Genomic DNA, 15,662 nt, shown 5'->3' with positions numbered 1-15,662 from the left:
GTCCCGCCAACAGGAAGTCAGCGCATGCCTATACCTTCCATGAAAGAGCAATTTGCGGCCTTGATCAGCACGCCGTCCGTCAGTTGCACCCAGGCTCATCTGGATCAGAGCAATCGCCCGGTCATCGATTTACTGGCGGCATGGCTGGGCGATTTGGGGTTCAAGTGCGACATCCAGCCAGTCAGCCCCGGCAAATTTAACCTGCTCGCCAGTTATGGAAGCGGCCCCGGCGGTCTGGTGCTGGCGGGTCACAGCGACACGGTGCCATACGATGACGCCCTGTGGCAGACCGATCCCCTCAAGCTCACCGAAGTCGATAACCGCTGGGTTGGCTTGGGCAGTTGCGACATGAAAGGCTTCTTTGCGCTGATTATCGAAGCCGTGCGTCCGTTGCTCGACCAGCCGTTCAAGCAGCCTTTGCTGATTTTGGCCACTTGCGACGAAGAAACCTCGATGGCCGGCGCCCGCGCACTGGCCGAAGCGGGGCGGCCACTGGGCCGGGCGGCGGTGATTGGCGAGCCGACGGGGCTCAAGCCGATCCGCCTGCACAAAGGCGTGATGATGGAGCGCATCGACATTTTGGGGCGCAGCGGCCACTCCTCCGACCCCAGCCTGGGCCACAGCGCACTGGACGCCATGCACGATGCAATCACCGAGCTTAAAAGTCTGCGCCAGCAATGGCTGCACGAATACCGCAACCCGCAGTTCAGCGTGCCGCAACCGACCCTCAACTTTGGCTGTATTCACGGCGGCGACAACCCCAACCGTATTTGCGGCCAGTGCTCGCTGGAGTTCGACCTGCGACCTTTGCCGGGGATGGACCCGCAGAGCCTGCGTGCGATTATCCGCAGCAAGCTTGACCCTTTGGCCGACCGGCATCAGGTGAGCATTGACTTCGCGCCGATTGCGGCGGGTGTTGCGCCGTTCGAGCAAGACGCAGACTGCGAACTGGTGCGGGTGGCCGAGCGCCTTACCGGGCATCGCGCGCAAGCGGTAGCGTTTGGCACCGAAGCGCCTTATCTTCAGCGCCTTGGCTGTGAAACCATCGTGCTGGGCCCCGGTGACATCACCTGCGCGCATCAGCCGGGTGAACACCTTGAAATGTCACGTTTGCAGCCGACCGTGCGTCTACTGAGTCAGTTGATCAAACACTATTGCCTGACCCCGGCGCAGTAAATCGCCGCAGGCCCAACCCGTACACAAGGAGAGCACGCGTGTCGCCACTGTTTCGACGATAACTACCAGCCCGTTGTGCGTTTGCTGTTCAGCCCTTTTTAGGCGACTCACTTTTCTACAGGCTTCGGTTATGCCCGATTACGTTAACTGGCTACGTCACGCGTCCCCTTACATCAATGCCCACCGCGATTGCACCTTTGTCGTCATGCTGCCTGGCGATGGCGTTGAACACCCCAATTTCGGCAACATCGTCCACGACCTGGTGCTGCTGCACAGCCTGGGCGTGCGGCTGGTGCTGGTTCACGGCTCGCGCCCGCAAATCGAACACCGCCTGCAAGCCCGCGGCCTGACACCGCATTACCACGAAGGCATGCGCATTACGGATGCGCCGACGCTGGAATGTGTGATCGACGCCGTAGGCCATTTACGCATTGCCATCGAAGCGCGCCTGTCGATGGACATGGCCTCCTCGCCGATGCAAGGCTCGCGGCTGCGGGTGGCCAGTGGCAACTTGGTGACCGCGCGCCCGATTGGCGTGCTTGACGGCGTGGACTATCACCACACCGGCGAAGTGCGGCGGGTGGACCGCAAGGGCATTAATCGCCTGCTCGACGAGCGCTCAATCGTACTGCTGTCACCCCTGGGGTATTCGCCGACCGGCGAGATTTTCAATTTAGCCTGCGAAGACGTGGCCACGCGCGCGGCCATCGATTTGAGTGCGGACAAATTGCTGTTGTTCGGCGCCGAACCGGGCTTGCTCGACGAAGACGGTCACCTGGTGCGTGAGCTGCGCCCGCAACAAGTGCCTGCACACATGCTGCGCCTGGGCAGCGATTACCAGGCCGAACTGCTGGAAGCCGCCGCGGAAGCCTGCCGTGGCGGGGTAGCCCGCAGCCACATCGTCAGCTACGCCGAAGACGGCGCATTGCTGACCGAACTGTTCACCCGCAACGGTGGTGGCACGCTGGTTGCGCAGGAGCAATTCGAAAAGATCCGCGAAGCGGCGATTGAAGACGTCGGTGGCTTGCTCGACCTGATCAGCCCGCTGGAAGAGCAGGGGATTCTGGTGCGTCGTTCGCGCGAAGTGCTGGAGCGTGAGATTGAGCAGTTCAGCGTGGTTGAGCGCGAAGGCATGATCATCGCCTGCGCGGCGCTGTATCAGATTGCCGACTCGGATGCGGGCGAACTGGCGTGCCTGGCGGTGAACCCGGAATACCGACATGGTCGCCGGGGGGATGAACTGCTTGAGCGCATCGAACAACGGGCGCGGGCACAGGGCCTCAAAACCCTGTTCGTATTAACCACGCGCACGGCCCACTGGTTTCGCGAACGTGGTTTCGAGCCGAGCAGCGTCGAGCGTTTACCGGCGGCGCGAGCATCGCTCTATAACTTCCAGCGCAACTCCAAGATCTTTGAAAAGGCGCTGTAAAGCGCCGGATCGACGCAAGCCTTCGGCGGCTACAGAGCGTCCCGGATGGAACCCCTGTGGCCGCCACGCCGGCTTAGTTACTGATCGCCAAAATACTGGCTTGGTAGGAAGCCACGAATAGGTCGAAATCGCCTTCTTCAGTCTGCTCAATTTCAGTTTGCTCGAGCAGTGATGTGCGGACTTTTTCTTCGAATGCCGCCTGGTCTTCAGGGCTCAGTGCTTCACTGCGGAAATACTCGGCGTGAGTCTGGCTTTGGCGCATGGAGAATTGGGCAAAGCTTTCTTTGCGCTCAACCATGCTGGCCAATACTTTGGCCGACGGGGTCAGGGACACGTCTTTGATTTTGGCCAATTGCTCGTCCAGAGCTTTGCTGTGCGCATCGCCACCATGACGTTGATCCAGCAACGCGGCCAATGGCGCGATCTGCTCCAGCAATTCACCAGCCCATGCCTTCATGTCGACCGCCTCGCCGTCGCGCTGCAGTTGCAGGCCCGGGCGGCGACCTTCTTTGACCACACTCATGAAGTTGGACGTGCAACTGCTGCATTCCTGGCTGTTGAACTGCGGGCTTTCTTGCAGCGCGCAGTACAGCAAGAAGGCGTCCAGAAAGCGTGCCTCGGGCAGATCAATGCCTACCGGCAGGAACGGGTTGATGTCCAGCAATCGCACTTCAACGTATTGAACACCACGGGCTACCAGCGCTTGAATCGGGCGCTCGCCGCTGTAGGTCACGCGTTTTGGGCGGATGTTGGAGTAGTACTCGTTTTCAATTTGCAGGATGTTGGTGTTCAGCTGCACCCACTCGCCATCCTGATGCGTGCCGATTTCGACGTACGGTGCGTAGGGCGTGGCCACAGCTTTACGCAGGCTGTCGGTGTAGCTGTTGAGATCGTTGTAGCAGGGCGTCAGGCCCGCTTGGGCATTGCTCTGGTAACCCAGGTCGCTCATGCGCAGGCTGGTGGCATAGGGCAGGTAAAGCGTGTCGGCATCCAGTTGTTCCAACTGGTGCGCACGGCCGCGCAAGAAGCCTGCGTCCAGCGCCGGTGACGCGCCGAACAGGTACATCAGCAACCAGTTGTAACGACGAAAGTTACGAATTAGCGCGATGTAAGCGCTGGACTGGTAATCGCGGTCGGTGCCCACAAAGCCATCAGCCTCTTTGAGCACCGGCCACAACGCCTCGGGCAGCGAGAAGTTGTAGTGAATCCCGGCAATGCATTGCATGGTTTTGCCGTAACGCAGGGCCAAGCCCTTGCGATAAACGTACTTGAGCTGTCCGATGTTGGAGGTGCCGTAGTAGGCAATCGGAATATCCGCTTCGGCCGGCAATGGGCACGGCATCGAAGGGCTCCACAGGAACTCGTTGCCGAGCTTGCTGTAGGCAAAGCGGTGAATCTTGTCGAGGCTGGCCAGCGTGTCTGCCGGGTCAGGCAGGGCGGGGGTGATGAACTCCAGCAGCGACTCGGAATAGTCGGTGGTGATTTGATCGTTGGTCAGGGCCGAACCCAGTTCTTCGGGGTGCGGCGTCTGTGCCAGGCGGGCATCGCCGGTGACGCGCAAGCATTCGCGCTCGATCCCGTGCAGACACTGCTCCAGCAGAGTGAGGTTAGCGCGCTCGCTGAGCAGAGCCAGGCGGCGGTTGAGAAGTTGGCTCAAGTTGGATTCCTTCACGCGTCAGTCGCCCCAATATGGGGGTGGTCAGGACGGTCTACAAGGGTGAAGTTGAAGCCGGCGTGGTCGCCTGGCTTTAAAAAGTAGTGCTCAGCCCCGTCCGTGTTTCGGCCCCAGGCGCTCCAGGCGCATTTCGGCACCGCGTATGCAGTGCCGAAATTAACTCAAATCGACCGGTAACCGCTACAGGACAGCGAATGTGCCTAGTGCTTTTGCGACCAGCTTGTCGCCTTGCAGCACGTCAGCTTCGACGACCAGCGTGCGACGACCGGGGTGGATGACCTTGGCGATACACAGCACTTCGCCGTCGGACACCGCCCGGATGTAGTTGATTTTGCACTCCAGGGTGACGCTTTGTTGGTCACCATGGGCGCTGGAGCAGGCCAGCCCCATGCTGATGTCGACCAGGCTGAATATCACCCCGCCATGCAGCTTGCCGCCACGATTGCGCAGGTGCGGTTCCAGACTCAGGGCGACATGCGCCAGCCCTTCATCCAGTTGCACCACGCGACAGCCGATCAGTTCACTGAAAGCGCTTTGGGTCAGCCCGGTCGGGATCTGCATCAGCGTTTCTTCAACGGCTTGGCGTTGGCGAACAGCGAGGCCATCGCGTTATTGGAAGGGGCTGCAGCCACGGTTTCTTTACGCGGCGCGGTATTTGGCTGACGCCCGGAGGAACCCGGACGTGCGCCGCGTGCGCCGTCGATTTTCTCGCCGGGGGTGTCGCTCATGCGCATCGACAGGCCCACGCGTTTGCGCGGGATGTCGATTTCCATCACTTTGACCTTGACCACGTCACCGGCTTTCACTGCTTCACGCGGGTCTTTGATGAACTTCTCGGACAGCGCCGAAATGTGCACCAAACCGTCCTGATGCACGCCGATGTCGACGAAGGCACCGAAGTTGGTCACGTTGGTGACCACGCCTTCCAGCATCATGCCCAGCTGCAAGTCCTTGAGGTCTTCGACGCCTTCCTGGAACTCGGCGGTCTTGAACTCAGGACGCGGATCGCGGCCCGGTTTTTCCAGCTCTTGCAGGATGTCGGTGACCGTTGGCAAACCAAAGGTTTCGTCAGTGAATTTTTTTGGATCAAGACGCTTGAGAAAGCCTGCGTCGCCGATCAGCGAGCGAATATCGCGTTCTGTGTCGGAGGCGATACGTTTGACCAGTGGATACGCTTCGGGGTGAACCGCCGAGCTGTCCAACGGGTTGTCACCGTTCATTACACGTAAGAAACCAGCAGCTTGTTCGAAAGTTTTTTCGCCCAGACGGCTGACTTTTTTCAGTGCTGCACGGGTTTTAAACGCGCCATTTTCATCGCGGTGATTCACGATGTTTTGTGCCAACGTGGCGTTTAAGCCGGAAATACGGGCCAGCAGGGCCACCGAAGCGGTGTTTACGTCCACGCCCACGGCGTTTACGCAGTCTTCGACCACAGCATCCAGGCCGCGCGCCAGCTTGAGCTGGGACACGTCGTGCTGGTATTGGCCTACGCCAATGGATTTCGGGTCGATTTTCACCAGTTCAGCCAGCGGGTCTTGCAGGCGACGAGCAATCGACACGGCGCCACGGATCGACACGTCCAGGTCCGGGAATTCCTTGGCGGCCAGCTCGGACGCCGAGTACACCGATGCGCCAGCCTCGGACACCATGACTTTGGTGACTTTCAGCGCCGGGTATTTTTTGATCAGGTCGATGATCAGTTTGTCGCTTTCGCGGCTGGCCGTGCCGTTACCGATGGCGATCAGTTCCACCGAATGCTTGGCGCACAGAGCCGCGAGGATCGAAATCGTCTGGTCCCACTTGTTGTGCGGCACATGCGGGTACACGGTGGCGTATTCCAGCAACTTGCCGGTGGCATCGACCACGGCAATTTTGCAACCGGTGCGCAGGCCCGGGTCCAGCCCCAGCGTGGCACGCGGGCCAGCCGGTGCGGCCAGGAGCAAATCGTGCAGGTTGTGCGCAAACACGTTGATGGCTTCGGTTTCGGCGCCGTCTCGCAGCTCACCCAGCAGGTCGGTTTCGAGGTGGGTGTAAAGCTTGACCTTCCACGTCCAGCGCACCACTTCGCTCAACCATTTGTCTGCCGGGCGGTTCTGGTTTTGCAGGCCGAAACGTTCGGCAATCATCATTTCGCCGGGGTGCATGCTGCCCGGCAGTTCTTCGCCGACTTTAAGCGAAGAGCTGAGAATGCCTTCGTTGCGACCGCGAAAAATCGCCAGCGCACGGTGCGACGGCATGCTTTTGAGCGGTTCGTCGTGTTCGAAATAATCGCGGAACTTGGCGCCTTCCTCTTCTTTGCCGGCAATGACGCGGGCACTGAGGGTGGCTTCTTGTTTGAGAAAGCTGCGCAGTTTGTCCAGCAGGGTGGCGTCTTCTGCGAAGCGCTCCATGAGGATGTATTTGGCGCCATCGAGGGCGGCCTTGACGTCTGCCACGCCTTTTTCGGCATCGATGAAACGGGCAGCTTCGGCCTCGGGGCTCAGGTCTGGATTATTGAACAGGCCGTCAGCCAATTCGCCTAGGCCCGCTTCCAGGGCGATTTGGCCCTTGGTGCGGCGTTTTTGCTTGTAGGGCAGGTACAAGTCTTCAAGGCGGGTTTTGGTGTCGGCCAGCTTGATGTCACGGGCCAGTTCTGGCGTCAACTTGCCTTGTTCTTCGATGCTGGCGAGGATGCTGATGCGCCGTTCGTCGAGTTCACGCAGGTAGCGCAGGCGTTCTTCCAGATGACGAAGTTGGGTGTCATCCAGGCTGCCGGTCACTTCTTTACGGTAACGGGAGATGAAGGGAACGGTGGAACCTTCATCCAGAAGAGCGACGGCCGCTTCGACCTGCTGCGGGCGCACGCCAAGTTCTTCGGCGATGCGGCTGTTGATGCTGTCCATAAAACCACCTGACAAATTGTGATGCAGGCTCGCAGGCCCGGGCTTGAAGGCTTGCGAGGCTGGTTGAGCGGCTCGTTAAACGCCGCTGCCTGGGCCAAAAGGGCAGCCTGTTGACCCGTGAAGTCAGCAAATTACGGCACGTATTGAAAAAATAAATTCGGCCGCAAACTTTGAAAATATGAGGTTGCCTGACACAAAAGGCGGCGCATTATAACCAGCGTTCCCGGATTCAGGGGACTGCAAGCTGCGCCCGCTATGATCTGTGTACTGGCTGTGAAGGAAAAATCTGCTAACAATGCACACGATGCGTATAACAACAGCTAAGCCATAATGCGCGCCGAGATCACAGGAGCATCTAATGAGCAGCACTGCACAAACTGCTGAAGGCGAAAAAATTCTCATCGTTGACGACGACCCGGGCCTAAGCAGCCTGCTCGAACGTTTTTTCACCAGTAAGGGCTATCGTGCCCGCGCGGTGCCGAACGTCGAGCAAATGGATCGCCTGTTGGCCCGTGAGGTGTTCAACCTTGTGGTACTGGACTTGATGCTGCCTGGCGAAGACGGCTTGTCTGCGTGTCGACGTTTGCGCGCTGCCGGCAATAGCGTCCCGATCATCATGCTGACTGCCAAGGGCGACGAACTGAGCCGTATCAAGGGCCTTGAATTGGGCTCTGACGATTATCTGGCCAAGCCGTTCAACCCGGATGAGCTGGTGGCGCGTGTCAAAGCCGTCTTGCGGCGTCAGGCAGCCCCTGTGCCGGGCGCCCCGGGCAGCGAAGACGAGAGCGTCACGTTCGGTGATTACGAGTTGTCGCTGGCCACCCGCGAACTCAAGCGTGGCGATGAAGTGCACATGCTCACCACCGGTGAGTTCGCGGTACTCAAAGCCTTGGTCATGCATGCCCGCGAACCGTTGACGCGCGACAAGCTGATGAACCTGGCCCGTGGCCGTGAGTGGGATGCGCTGGAGCGTTCAATCGACGTTCAAATTTCCCGTCTGCGCCGCATGATCGAGCCTGATCCTTCCAAGCCGCGCTATATCCAGACGGTCTGGGGCGTAGGTTATGTGTTCGTACCGGATGGTAAACCGACCAAGTGATGAACCATTTGTAGGAGCGGGCCACGCGGGTTATCAACACCTGAGTGGCTCGCAATCCCCTTTGTGCGAGTACCTGAACTCGCTCCTGCAAACTGCAAAAGCAGCAATCTATGAAAACCCCTCTCTGGTTTCCCCAAAGTTTTTTCTCTCGCACCCTCTGGCTGGTATTGATCGTTGTCTTGTTTTCCAAGGCTCTGACGCTGGTGTACCTGCTGATGAACGAAGACGTGTTGGTTGATCGTCAGTACAGCCACGGTGTTGCACTCACCTTGCGTGCCTATTGGGCGGCAGATGAAGAAGATCGCGACAAAATTGCCGATGCGGCCGGGCTGATCCGTGTAGTGGGCGGCGGTGTACCCGAGGGTGAACAACATTGGCCCTACAGTGGTGTTTATCAGCGTCAGATGCAGGCAGAGCTGGGAGCTGATACCGAGGTTCGCTTGCGTGTGCATTCTCCTCCGGCGCTGTGGGTACGAGCGCCGAGCCTGGGTGATGGCTGGCTGAAAGTCCCTTTGTATCCGCACCCGCTACGCGGGCAAAAAATATGGAGTGTGCTGGGCTGGTTTTTGGCCATTGGGTTGTTGTCCACAGCGTCGGCATGGATCTTCGTCAGTCAGCTCAATCAACCGCTCAAACGACTGGTTTACGCGGCCCGCCAGTTAGGTCAGGGGCGCAGTGTGCGCTTGCCGATCAGTGACACTCCCAGCGAAATGACCGAGGTGTACAGCGCCTTTAACCAAATGGCTGAAGACGTGGAGCAGGCAGGCCGCGAGCGTGAGCTGATGCTGGCAGGCGTGTCCCACGACCTGCGTACGCCGCTGACGCGTTTACGTTTGTCGCTGGAGCTGATGGGCAACCACAGCGACCTGACGGACGACATGGTGCGAGACATTGAAGACATGGACGCGATCCTTGATCAGTTCCTGGCTTTTATCCGCGATGGCCGTGACGAGCTGGTCGAAGAGGTGGACCTGTGTGAGCTGGTGCGCGAAGTGGTGGCGCCCTACAACCAGAACGAGGAGCGTGTGCGTCTTCGTTTGCAGCCGATTCAGCCGTTTCCGCTGCGTCGGGTATCAATGAAGCGCCTGCTCAACAACCTCATTGGCAATGCCCTGCACCATGCGGGTGAAGACGTTGAAGTGGCCGCCTATGTGTCGGGTGACGTCAGCGCGCCGTATGTGGTGCTGAGCGTGATGGACCGTGGTGCCGGTATTGATCCTTCAGAGCTTGAAGACATCTTCAATCCGTTTATCCGCGGGGATCGGGCACGAGGCGGTAAAGGGACGGGGCTGGGCTTGGCAATCGTGAAGCGAATTGCCTCCATGCACGGTGGCAATGTTGAGTTGCGTAACCGCTCGGGCGGCGGCCTTGAAGCCAGGGTTCGCCTGCCGTTGGGCCTGATGCTGCCGCGCGGAGCGGTGTAAAGATTGCGCATGGAGGCTGCAAGGTAGGCGCTGGCGAGGCGCGAGGCTGCGATCGGTCGCAAATCGGATCACGGCGGTGTTTGTGAAATACCGTGATCCGTGATCGTAGGGTTTACGACGGCTCTGGCGCCGATCACAGCCTCGCATTACTCGTCAGTGCCTACGGGCTTGTTTAGCCTTTGCCTTTGGTGCGCGTCATGTTCGGGCCGCTGTTCTTCTCCAGATGCTCGATGATGATTCCGGCCACGTTTTTACCCGTGGTCGTTTCGATGCCCTCAAGGCCCGGTGAGGAGTTGACCTCCAGCACCAGCGGGCCGTGGTTGGAACGCAAAATATCCACCCCCGCCACACTCAACCCCATGACCTTGGCCGCACGAATGGCGGTCATGCGTTCTTCCGGGGTGATTTTGATCAGGCTGGCGCTGCCACCCCGATGCAGGTTGGAGCGAAACTCCCCCGGCTTGGCCTGACGCTTCATCGCGGCAATCACCTTGTCACCCACCACGAAGCAGCGAATATCGGCGCCTCCGGCTTCCTTGATGTACTCCTGCACCATGATGTTTTGCTTGAGGCCCATGAAGGCCTCGATCACGGATTCTGCGGCCGTGGCGGTTTCACACAGCACCACCCCAATGCCTTGCGTGCCTTCCAGCACTTTGATCACCAGTGGCGCGCCATTGACCATTTCGATCAAGTCGGGAATGTCATCCGGGGAGTGCGCGAACCCGGTCACCGGCAAGCCCAGGCCGCGACGGGACAACAATTGCAGGGAGCGCAGCTTGTCCCGCGAACGGGCGATGGCGACGGATTCGTTAAGCGGGAACACCCCCATCATTTCGAACTGGCGCAGCACCGCGCAGCCGTAAAACGTCACCGAAGCGCCAATACGCGGGATAACTGCGTCGAAACCTTCCAGCGGCTTGCCGCGATAGTGGATCTGCGGCTTATGACTGGCGATGTTCATATAGGCGCGCAGGGTATCGATCACTACCATTTCATGGCCTCGTTCAGTCCCGGCTTCAACCAGACGACGAGTGGAATACAGACGCGGGTTACGCGACAGCACAGCGATCTTCATGCAACACCTGTGGTAAAGGTAGTAGTGACCGGGAATACCGGCTTGTCTTGAACGTATTTGAGCCCCGGATTGACGACCAGTTGGCCATCGATCAGTGCTTTGGAACCCAACAAAAGGCGATAACGCATGGACTTGCGGCAGGCCAGGGTGAACTCAACCTGCCAGACCCGATCCCCCAGCGCGAGGCTGGTGCGGATCACATACCGTACCTGGGTATGGCCGTTGGAGCTTTTAATGGTTTTTATCGCCACCAACGGGGCCTCGCAACGGCGGTGACGCAGTTGCACCCGCGTGCCCAGGTGGGCATTGAACCGCACCCACTCGACACCGTCGCGCTCAAACGGCTCGATTTCAGTGGCGTGCAGGCTGGAGGTACTGGCACCGGTGTCGATTTTGGCGCGCAAGCCCGCGACGCCCAAATCAGGGAGCGCCACCCACTCGCGAAGACCGACAACGGTCAGATGATCAAATGTCTTCAATATGAATAACCAGCGATTAACGTGACCAGGCCGCAGCAGGCGCTGGGGCCAATGCTTTCTATGCAGGGCTGGCGAACCCAAGAGCCTGCATCAGAAACTTTCTACACTCGCCCAGAACATCCCTTTTACCGACGCGTTTGATACTTTCGACAAGCACTCTAACGATCAATTTAGAACCCGCCATGACAAGCCCGCGAACATGTGCTGGTCGCGGGCATCATCACGGGTCGTTTAAACGCCGAATGTGCGGTATTCACGCAGAAACTGCTCCAAATGGCGACTGTTATCTCGCGTTCAAGTGTTTCATCCCTCGGCCTGTCGTGTGCGATGCCAGGTTCATCTATTTACCTGAAACGGTAGTACAGTTCTGACTCTGTCTATGTAGAGGAATTCCAATGGCGCACAAGCAAGAGGACGACGACAAGATCCGTCTGGATAAATGGCTATGGGCGGCGCGTTTTTACAAGACCCGTGCGTTGGCCAAGGCGGCGATTGAAAGCGGCAAGGTGCATTGCCGGGGTGAGCGCTGCAAGCCGAGCAAAGAGCCGCGAGTTGGCGATGAGCTGCAAATCCGTGTCGGCCTTGAAGAGCGTACCGTGCAAGTCAAGGCGCTGTCTGTGGTGCGCCGTGGTGCCCCCGAAGCGCAACTGCTGTATGCCGAAACCGAGCAGAGCATCGCCAAGCGCGAACAGGCAGCCGCATTGCGCAAGGCGGGTGCGATGGGTATCAGCACCGAAGGTAAACCGACCAAAAAACAACGGCGCCAACTGCATCAATTTCATGATGCCAGTGGCGCCGAGTAAATCCGCCTGACGGTGACGGATTCAGGCAACTGAAGCGGGTTGCCTAGCCGCGGATCACGCTCATGCGCGACACCAGCGGCAGGCGTTGCAACAGCGAGAAAATCGGTGCTGTAACGCGCATCAGTGCGTCAGAAACCTTGGCTGCAAACGGGGTGTAATAGCCCCAGCCCAAGGCGAGGAAAGCCAGCAGCAGCCCGCCGATGTAGTCGTCCTGGCCCCAATGGGCGCCCGCCACCAGGCGCGGCATCATAAACAGCAGCGTCAGGCCCCAAATCACGACCTTCTGACCTAGGGTGCGGCTGAACACACTCATGAACATGCCCCAGATCAGCAACACAGACGCATGGTCGCCGGGAAAGCTCTGGCTGGAGCGGTCTTTGAGTTCCCAGGTCTTTTCCAGGCCGGGGAAGTAATCGCTCAAGTGAATAGCGTCTTCAAACACCATCGAGGGGCTGTTGTGCTGCCAGCCCATAGCGGCTGTGAGCTTGGAAAATACCGCGCGAATCACCACCAACAGCAACAGAATCGCCAAAAAGCCAAATAAGGCGCGACGCACCTGGGTGGCTTCAAATACCCAGTTGCCCTTGATCAGCAGCGACAACATGATGATGCCGACGACTGCGTCAAAGGGTCGCAGACTTGCAACAGCCCACATGTGGAGCCATATAGGGTTATCAGCCAATGGGCGATTGAGCAGATGGAACAACCAGTCGTCGAAAGTCAGGCACAGAATTTGGCCGAACGGCCATAACCAGAAACACAGAAGTCCCAGAGCGAGTAAATTACATCCCGCTAGGGCTCCGAGGTTCCACCTTGTTTGGAACAGAGTGGGATTATTCATGACGTGCCCCCTTGGCTGGTTTTTGCACCATACCGGTGCTAAAAACGCGCCTTTATAAAGACTCGAACACATTTTGTCACCAATTTAGAACCCTATTCCTATGTCTGATCTACCTAAAACCGACGTCACTCAGCGCTTCATCTTCGACAACTCCGACACCCGTGGCGAGTTGGCTTCGCTGGATCACAGCTACGCCGAAGTACTGGCCAAGCACACGTATCCGCAGCCGGTTCAACAGTTGCTGGGTGAGTTGATGGCCGCCGCTGCATTGTTAGTGGGCAGCTTGAAATTTGAGGGGTTAATGAGTCTTCAGGCGCGCTCCGAAGGCCCGGTTCCCTTGCTGATGATCGAAATCACCAGCGAGCGTGAAATTCGCGGTCTGGCCCGTTTTAAAGCCGACCAGATCAAGGCGGATGCCACCTTGGCCGACCTGATGCCCAACGGCGTGTTGGCCCTGACCATCGACCCTGCGGGTGGTAAACGCTATCAAGGCATCGTCGATCTTGACCGTGCAGACTTGTCAGCCTGTTTCACCCACTATTTTGTGATGTCGCATCAGGTGCCAACGCGTTTTTGGCTGGCGGCTGACGGTAAGCGCGCGCGCGGCATGCTCTTGCAGCAACTGCCTGCCGAGGTGATCAACGATGAAGAGGAGCGCGACGACAGCTGGCAGCGCCTGAATATGCTGGGCGACACCCTGAAAGTCGAAGAACTGTTGGGGCTGGACAACGAAAACATCCTGATGCGTTTGTTTCACGAGGAAGAGTTGCGCGTATTCGCTGACGAGCGCATTGAATTCCAGTGCAGTTGCTCGCGCGAGCGTTCGGGCAATGCGCTGACCAGTTTGGGCCATGACGACGCGCTCAATCTGGTCAAGGAACACGGCGGCCATATCGAAATCGACTGCCAGTTTTGCAACGAGCGCTATCTGTTTGACGCGGCCGATGTTGATCAATTGTTTGCCGGTGCAGGGGTTGAGTCGCCTTCCGGCACTCAGCACTAAAACGTTTCAGCGCAGGTAAAACCCCTGTCAAAGCCCCGTACAACGCGGTTCTGACAGGTGGACCCTACTTTTTTTGGGCGTTTCTGGCATAATCCGGCCCACTTTTTTCGCGGTAGTAGTGCAAAAATTTCTACTACAAAATGTTTGGCGCAATCGGCCAATGGCCGACGGGGAACCTCATGACGCAAGCTAATAACGCCGTGTACACCGATCTGAGCATCGACGATCTGGTCAAAGAAGCCCTGAACCGTGGTGAAGGTGAGCTTGCCGACAATGGCGCACTGGTTGTTACAACGGGCCATCGCACAGGCCGTTCGCCAGCTGATCGCTTTATCGTTGAAGAGCCGAGCACTCAGGACGCCATTGCCTGGGGCCCGATCAACCGCAAGTTCCCGGCTGACAAGTTCGATGCCCTGTGGGACCGCGTTTCTGCCTATCTGGGCGAGCGTGAGCGTTTCGTGTCCCACGTTCATGTAGGTTCTGATCCGGCGCACTACCTGCCCGTCAAAATGACCACCGAAACCGCGTGGCACAACCTGTTTGGCCGTTGCCTGTTCATCAACCCGGAGCAGTACAACCCGGCCGGCAAAGACGAGTGGCAAGTGATCAACGCACCGAACTTCGTGTGCGAGCCTGAGCGTGATGGCACCCACTCCGACGGTTGCGTGATCATCAACTTTGCAGCCAAAAAAGTCCTGATCGCGGGCATGCGTTATGCCGGCGAAATGAAAAAAGCCCTGTTCTCGGTTCAGAACTTCCTGCTGCCAGCGGTTGACGTTCTGCCGATGCACTGTGCGGCCAACATGGGCGAAGAGGGCGACGTGACCCTGTTCTTCGGCCTGTCGGGCACCGGTAAAACCACCCTGTCGGCGGATGAAAGCCGTTACCTGATCGGTGACGACGAACACGGCTGGGGCGTGGGCGTCGTGTTCAACATCGAAGGCGGTTGCTATGCCAAGTGCATCGACCTGTCCGAGAAAAACGAGCCGGTTATCTGGAAAGCCATCCAGCACGGCGCCGTGCTGGAAAACGTCGTACTCGACGCCAACAAAAAACCTGATTACACCGATGACAGCCTGACGCAGAACAGCCGCGCCGCTTACCCGCGTGAGCTGATCGAAAAACGCGCCCCGCTGAACCTGGGCGGCGAGCCAAACGCTGTGATCTTCCTGACCTGCGACCTGACCGGCGTACTGCCACCGGTGTCGATCCTCAGCGAAGAACAAGCGGCTTACCACTTCCTGTCTGGCTACACCGCACTGGTGGGTTCGACTGAAATGGGTTCGGGCAGCGGCATCAAGTCGACCTTCTCCACCTGCTTCGGCGCGCCATTCTTCCCGCGTCCGGCGGGCGAATATGCAGAGCTGCTGATCAAGCGCATCCGTGGTTTCGGCTCCAAGGTTTACCTGGTTAACACCGGCTGGACCGGCGGTGGCTACGGCGTTGGCAAGCGTTTCAACATCCCGACCACCCGTGCTGTGATCGCTGCCATCCAGAGCGGTGCGCTGATCGGCGCAGAAACCGAGCACCTGGACATCATCAACCTGGACGTGCCAAAAACCGTACCGGGCGTGGACACTGTTCTGCTCAACCCGCGCAACACTTGGGCTGACCAAGCTGCCTACGATGAAGCCGCCAAAGCATTGGCTGGCCTGTTCACCGAGAACTTCAAGAAGTTCGACGTGAGCGACGCGATCAAAGCGGCTGGCCCGAAGGCATAAGCCTTCGATCAGTGAGCTGATCCATGAAAAAGCCGCCTGAAAGGGCGGCTTT

At 58.6% G+C, this 15,662-nt stretch carries 13 protein-coding genes; 7 read left to right on the top strand and 6 right to left on the bottom strand.

The genetic code is table 11. The annotated features are described in order from the left end of the window. The first annotated feature begins 24 nt into the window (after positions 1-24). Together argE and argA are read left to right on the top strand one after the other, a co-directional pair. Positions 25-1,176 (top strand): acetylornithine deacetylase, encoded by a 1,152-nt coding sequence (gene argE / locus TU86_RS12405; protein ID WP_048364603.1) that lies wholly within the window; start codon positions 25-27, stop codon positions 1,174-1,176. Positions 1,177-1,306: 130 nt separating this feature from the next. Then, complete coding sequence (gene argA / locus TU86_RS12400) at positions 1,307-2,605, top strand: amino-acid N-acetyltransferase (RefSeq protein ID WP_048364602.1); 1,299 nt, start codon at positions 1,307-1,309, stop codon at positions 2,603-2,605. Between the two features lie 73 nt (positions 2,606-2,678). On the opposite strand, the gene gshA is transcribed toward argA, so the two are convergent. The 3 genes from gshA to TU86_RS12385 all read right to left on the bottom strand — a co-directional run bounded on the left by gshA (position 2,679) and on the right by TU86_RS12385 (position 7,162). Further along, entirely contained in the window at positions 2,679-4,262 is a 1,584-nt protein-coding gene (gshA, locus tag TU86_RS12395; protein WP_048364601.1) for a glutamate--cysteine ligase, read from the bottom strand. A 198-nt stretch (positions 4,263-4,460) separates the two neighbouring features. Then, positions 4,461-4,841 carry a PaaI family thioesterase gene (locus TU86_RS12390; protein WP_048364600.1) on the bottom strand — a complete coding sequence of 127 codons (381 nt, stop codon included), beginning with the start codon at positions 4,839-4,841 and terminating at the stop codon, positions 4,461-4,463. Next, a complete protein-coding gene (locus TU86_RS12385; protein ID WP_048364599.1) occupies positions 4,841-7,162 on the bottom strand; it encodes a Tex family protein in 2,322 nt (773 codons plus the stop codon). Before TU86_RS12385 ends, TU86_RS12390 begins: the two co-directional genes overlap by 1 nt. Before the next feature lie 358 nt (positions 7,163-7,520). Here TU86_RS12385 and ompR point away from each other — a divergent pair, with 358 nt between their 5' ends. Further along, positions 7,521-8,261: an osmolarity response regulator transcription factor OmpR gene (ompR, locus tag TU86_RS12380; RefSeq protein WP_048364598.1), complete on the top strand. Its 741-nt coding sequence runs from the start codon at positions 7,521-7,523 to the stop codon at positions 8,259-8,261. Positions 8,262-8,371: 110 nt separating this feature from the next. Continuing rightward, the gene (locus tag TU86_RS12375) at positions 8,372-9,685 is read left to right on the top strand and encodes an ATP-binding protein (RefSeq protein ID WP_048364597.1); all 1,314 of its coding nucleotides are present in this window, start codon (positions 8,372-8,374) and stop codon (positions 9,683-9,685) included. A gap of 172 nt (positions 9,686-9,857) precedes the next feature. Here the strand turns inward: TU86_RS12375 and rimK are convergent, their stop codons facing one another. Beyond that, positions 9,858-10,763, bottom strand: coding sequence for a 30S ribosomal protein S6--L-glutamate ligase (rimK, locus tag TU86_RS12370; RefSeq protein WP_048364596.1), 906 nt, complete (start codon positions 10,761-10,763; stop codon positions 9,858-9,860). Then, positions 10,760-11,242: a retropepsin-like aspartic endopeptidase RimB gene (rimB, locus tag TU86_RS12365; RefSeq protein WP_048364595.1), complete on the bottom strand. Its 483-nt coding sequence runs from the start codon at positions 11,240-11,242 to the stop codon at positions 10,760-10,762. Before rimB ends, rimK begins: the two co-directional genes overlap by 4 nt. Before the next feature lie 395 nt (positions 11,243-11,637). Between rimB and TU86_RS12360 the strand changes: the two genes are divergently transcribed. Then, positions 11,638-12,045, top strand: a complete 408-nt coding sequence (locus tag TU86_RS12360; protein ID WP_048364594.1) for an RNA-binding S4 domain-containing protein — start codon at positions 11,638-11,640, stop codon at positions 12,043-12,045. A 43-nt stretch (positions 12,046-12,088) separates the two neighbouring features. Here the strand turns inward: TU86_RS12360 and TU86_RS12355 are convergent, their stop codons facing one another. Continuing rightward, positions 12,089-12,886 carry a phosphatase PAP2 family protein gene (locus TU86_RS12355; RefSeq protein WP_048364593.1) on the bottom strand — a complete coding sequence of 266 codons (798 nt, stop codon included), beginning with the start codon at positions 12,884-12,886 and terminating at the stop codon, positions 12,089-12,091. 100 nt (positions 12,887-12,986) lie between these two features. On the opposite strand from TU86_RS12355, the gene hslO reads away from it, so the two are divergent. Both hslO and TU86_RS12345 read left to right on the top strand, forming a co-directional pair. Further along, the gene (gene hslO / locus TU86_RS12350; RefSeq protein WP_048364592.1) at positions 12,987-13,889 is read left to right on the top strand and encodes an Hsp33 family molecular chaperone HslO; all 903 of its coding nucleotides are present in this window, start codon (positions 12,987-12,989) and stop codon (positions 13,887-13,889) included. A 179-nt stretch (positions 13,890-14,068) separates the two neighbouring features. Next, positions 14,069-15,610, top strand: a complete 1,542-nt coding sequence (locus TU86_RS12345) for a phosphoenolpyruvate carboxykinase (RefSeq protein ID WP_048364591.1) — start codon at positions 14,069-14,071, stop codon at positions 15,608-15,610. The last annotated feature ends 52 nt before the right edge of the window (positions 15,611-15,662 follow it).

It is taken from the genome of Pseudomonas weihenstephanensis (assembly GCF_001043055.1).
Lineage (GTDB): Bacteria > Pseudomonadota > Gammaproteobacteria > Pseudomonadales > Pseudomonadaceae > Aquipseudomonas > Aquipseudomonas weihenstephanensis.
The sequence above is the reverse complement of the archived record's forward strand: the minus strand, read 5'-3'. Positions and strand labels throughout refer to the sequence as shown.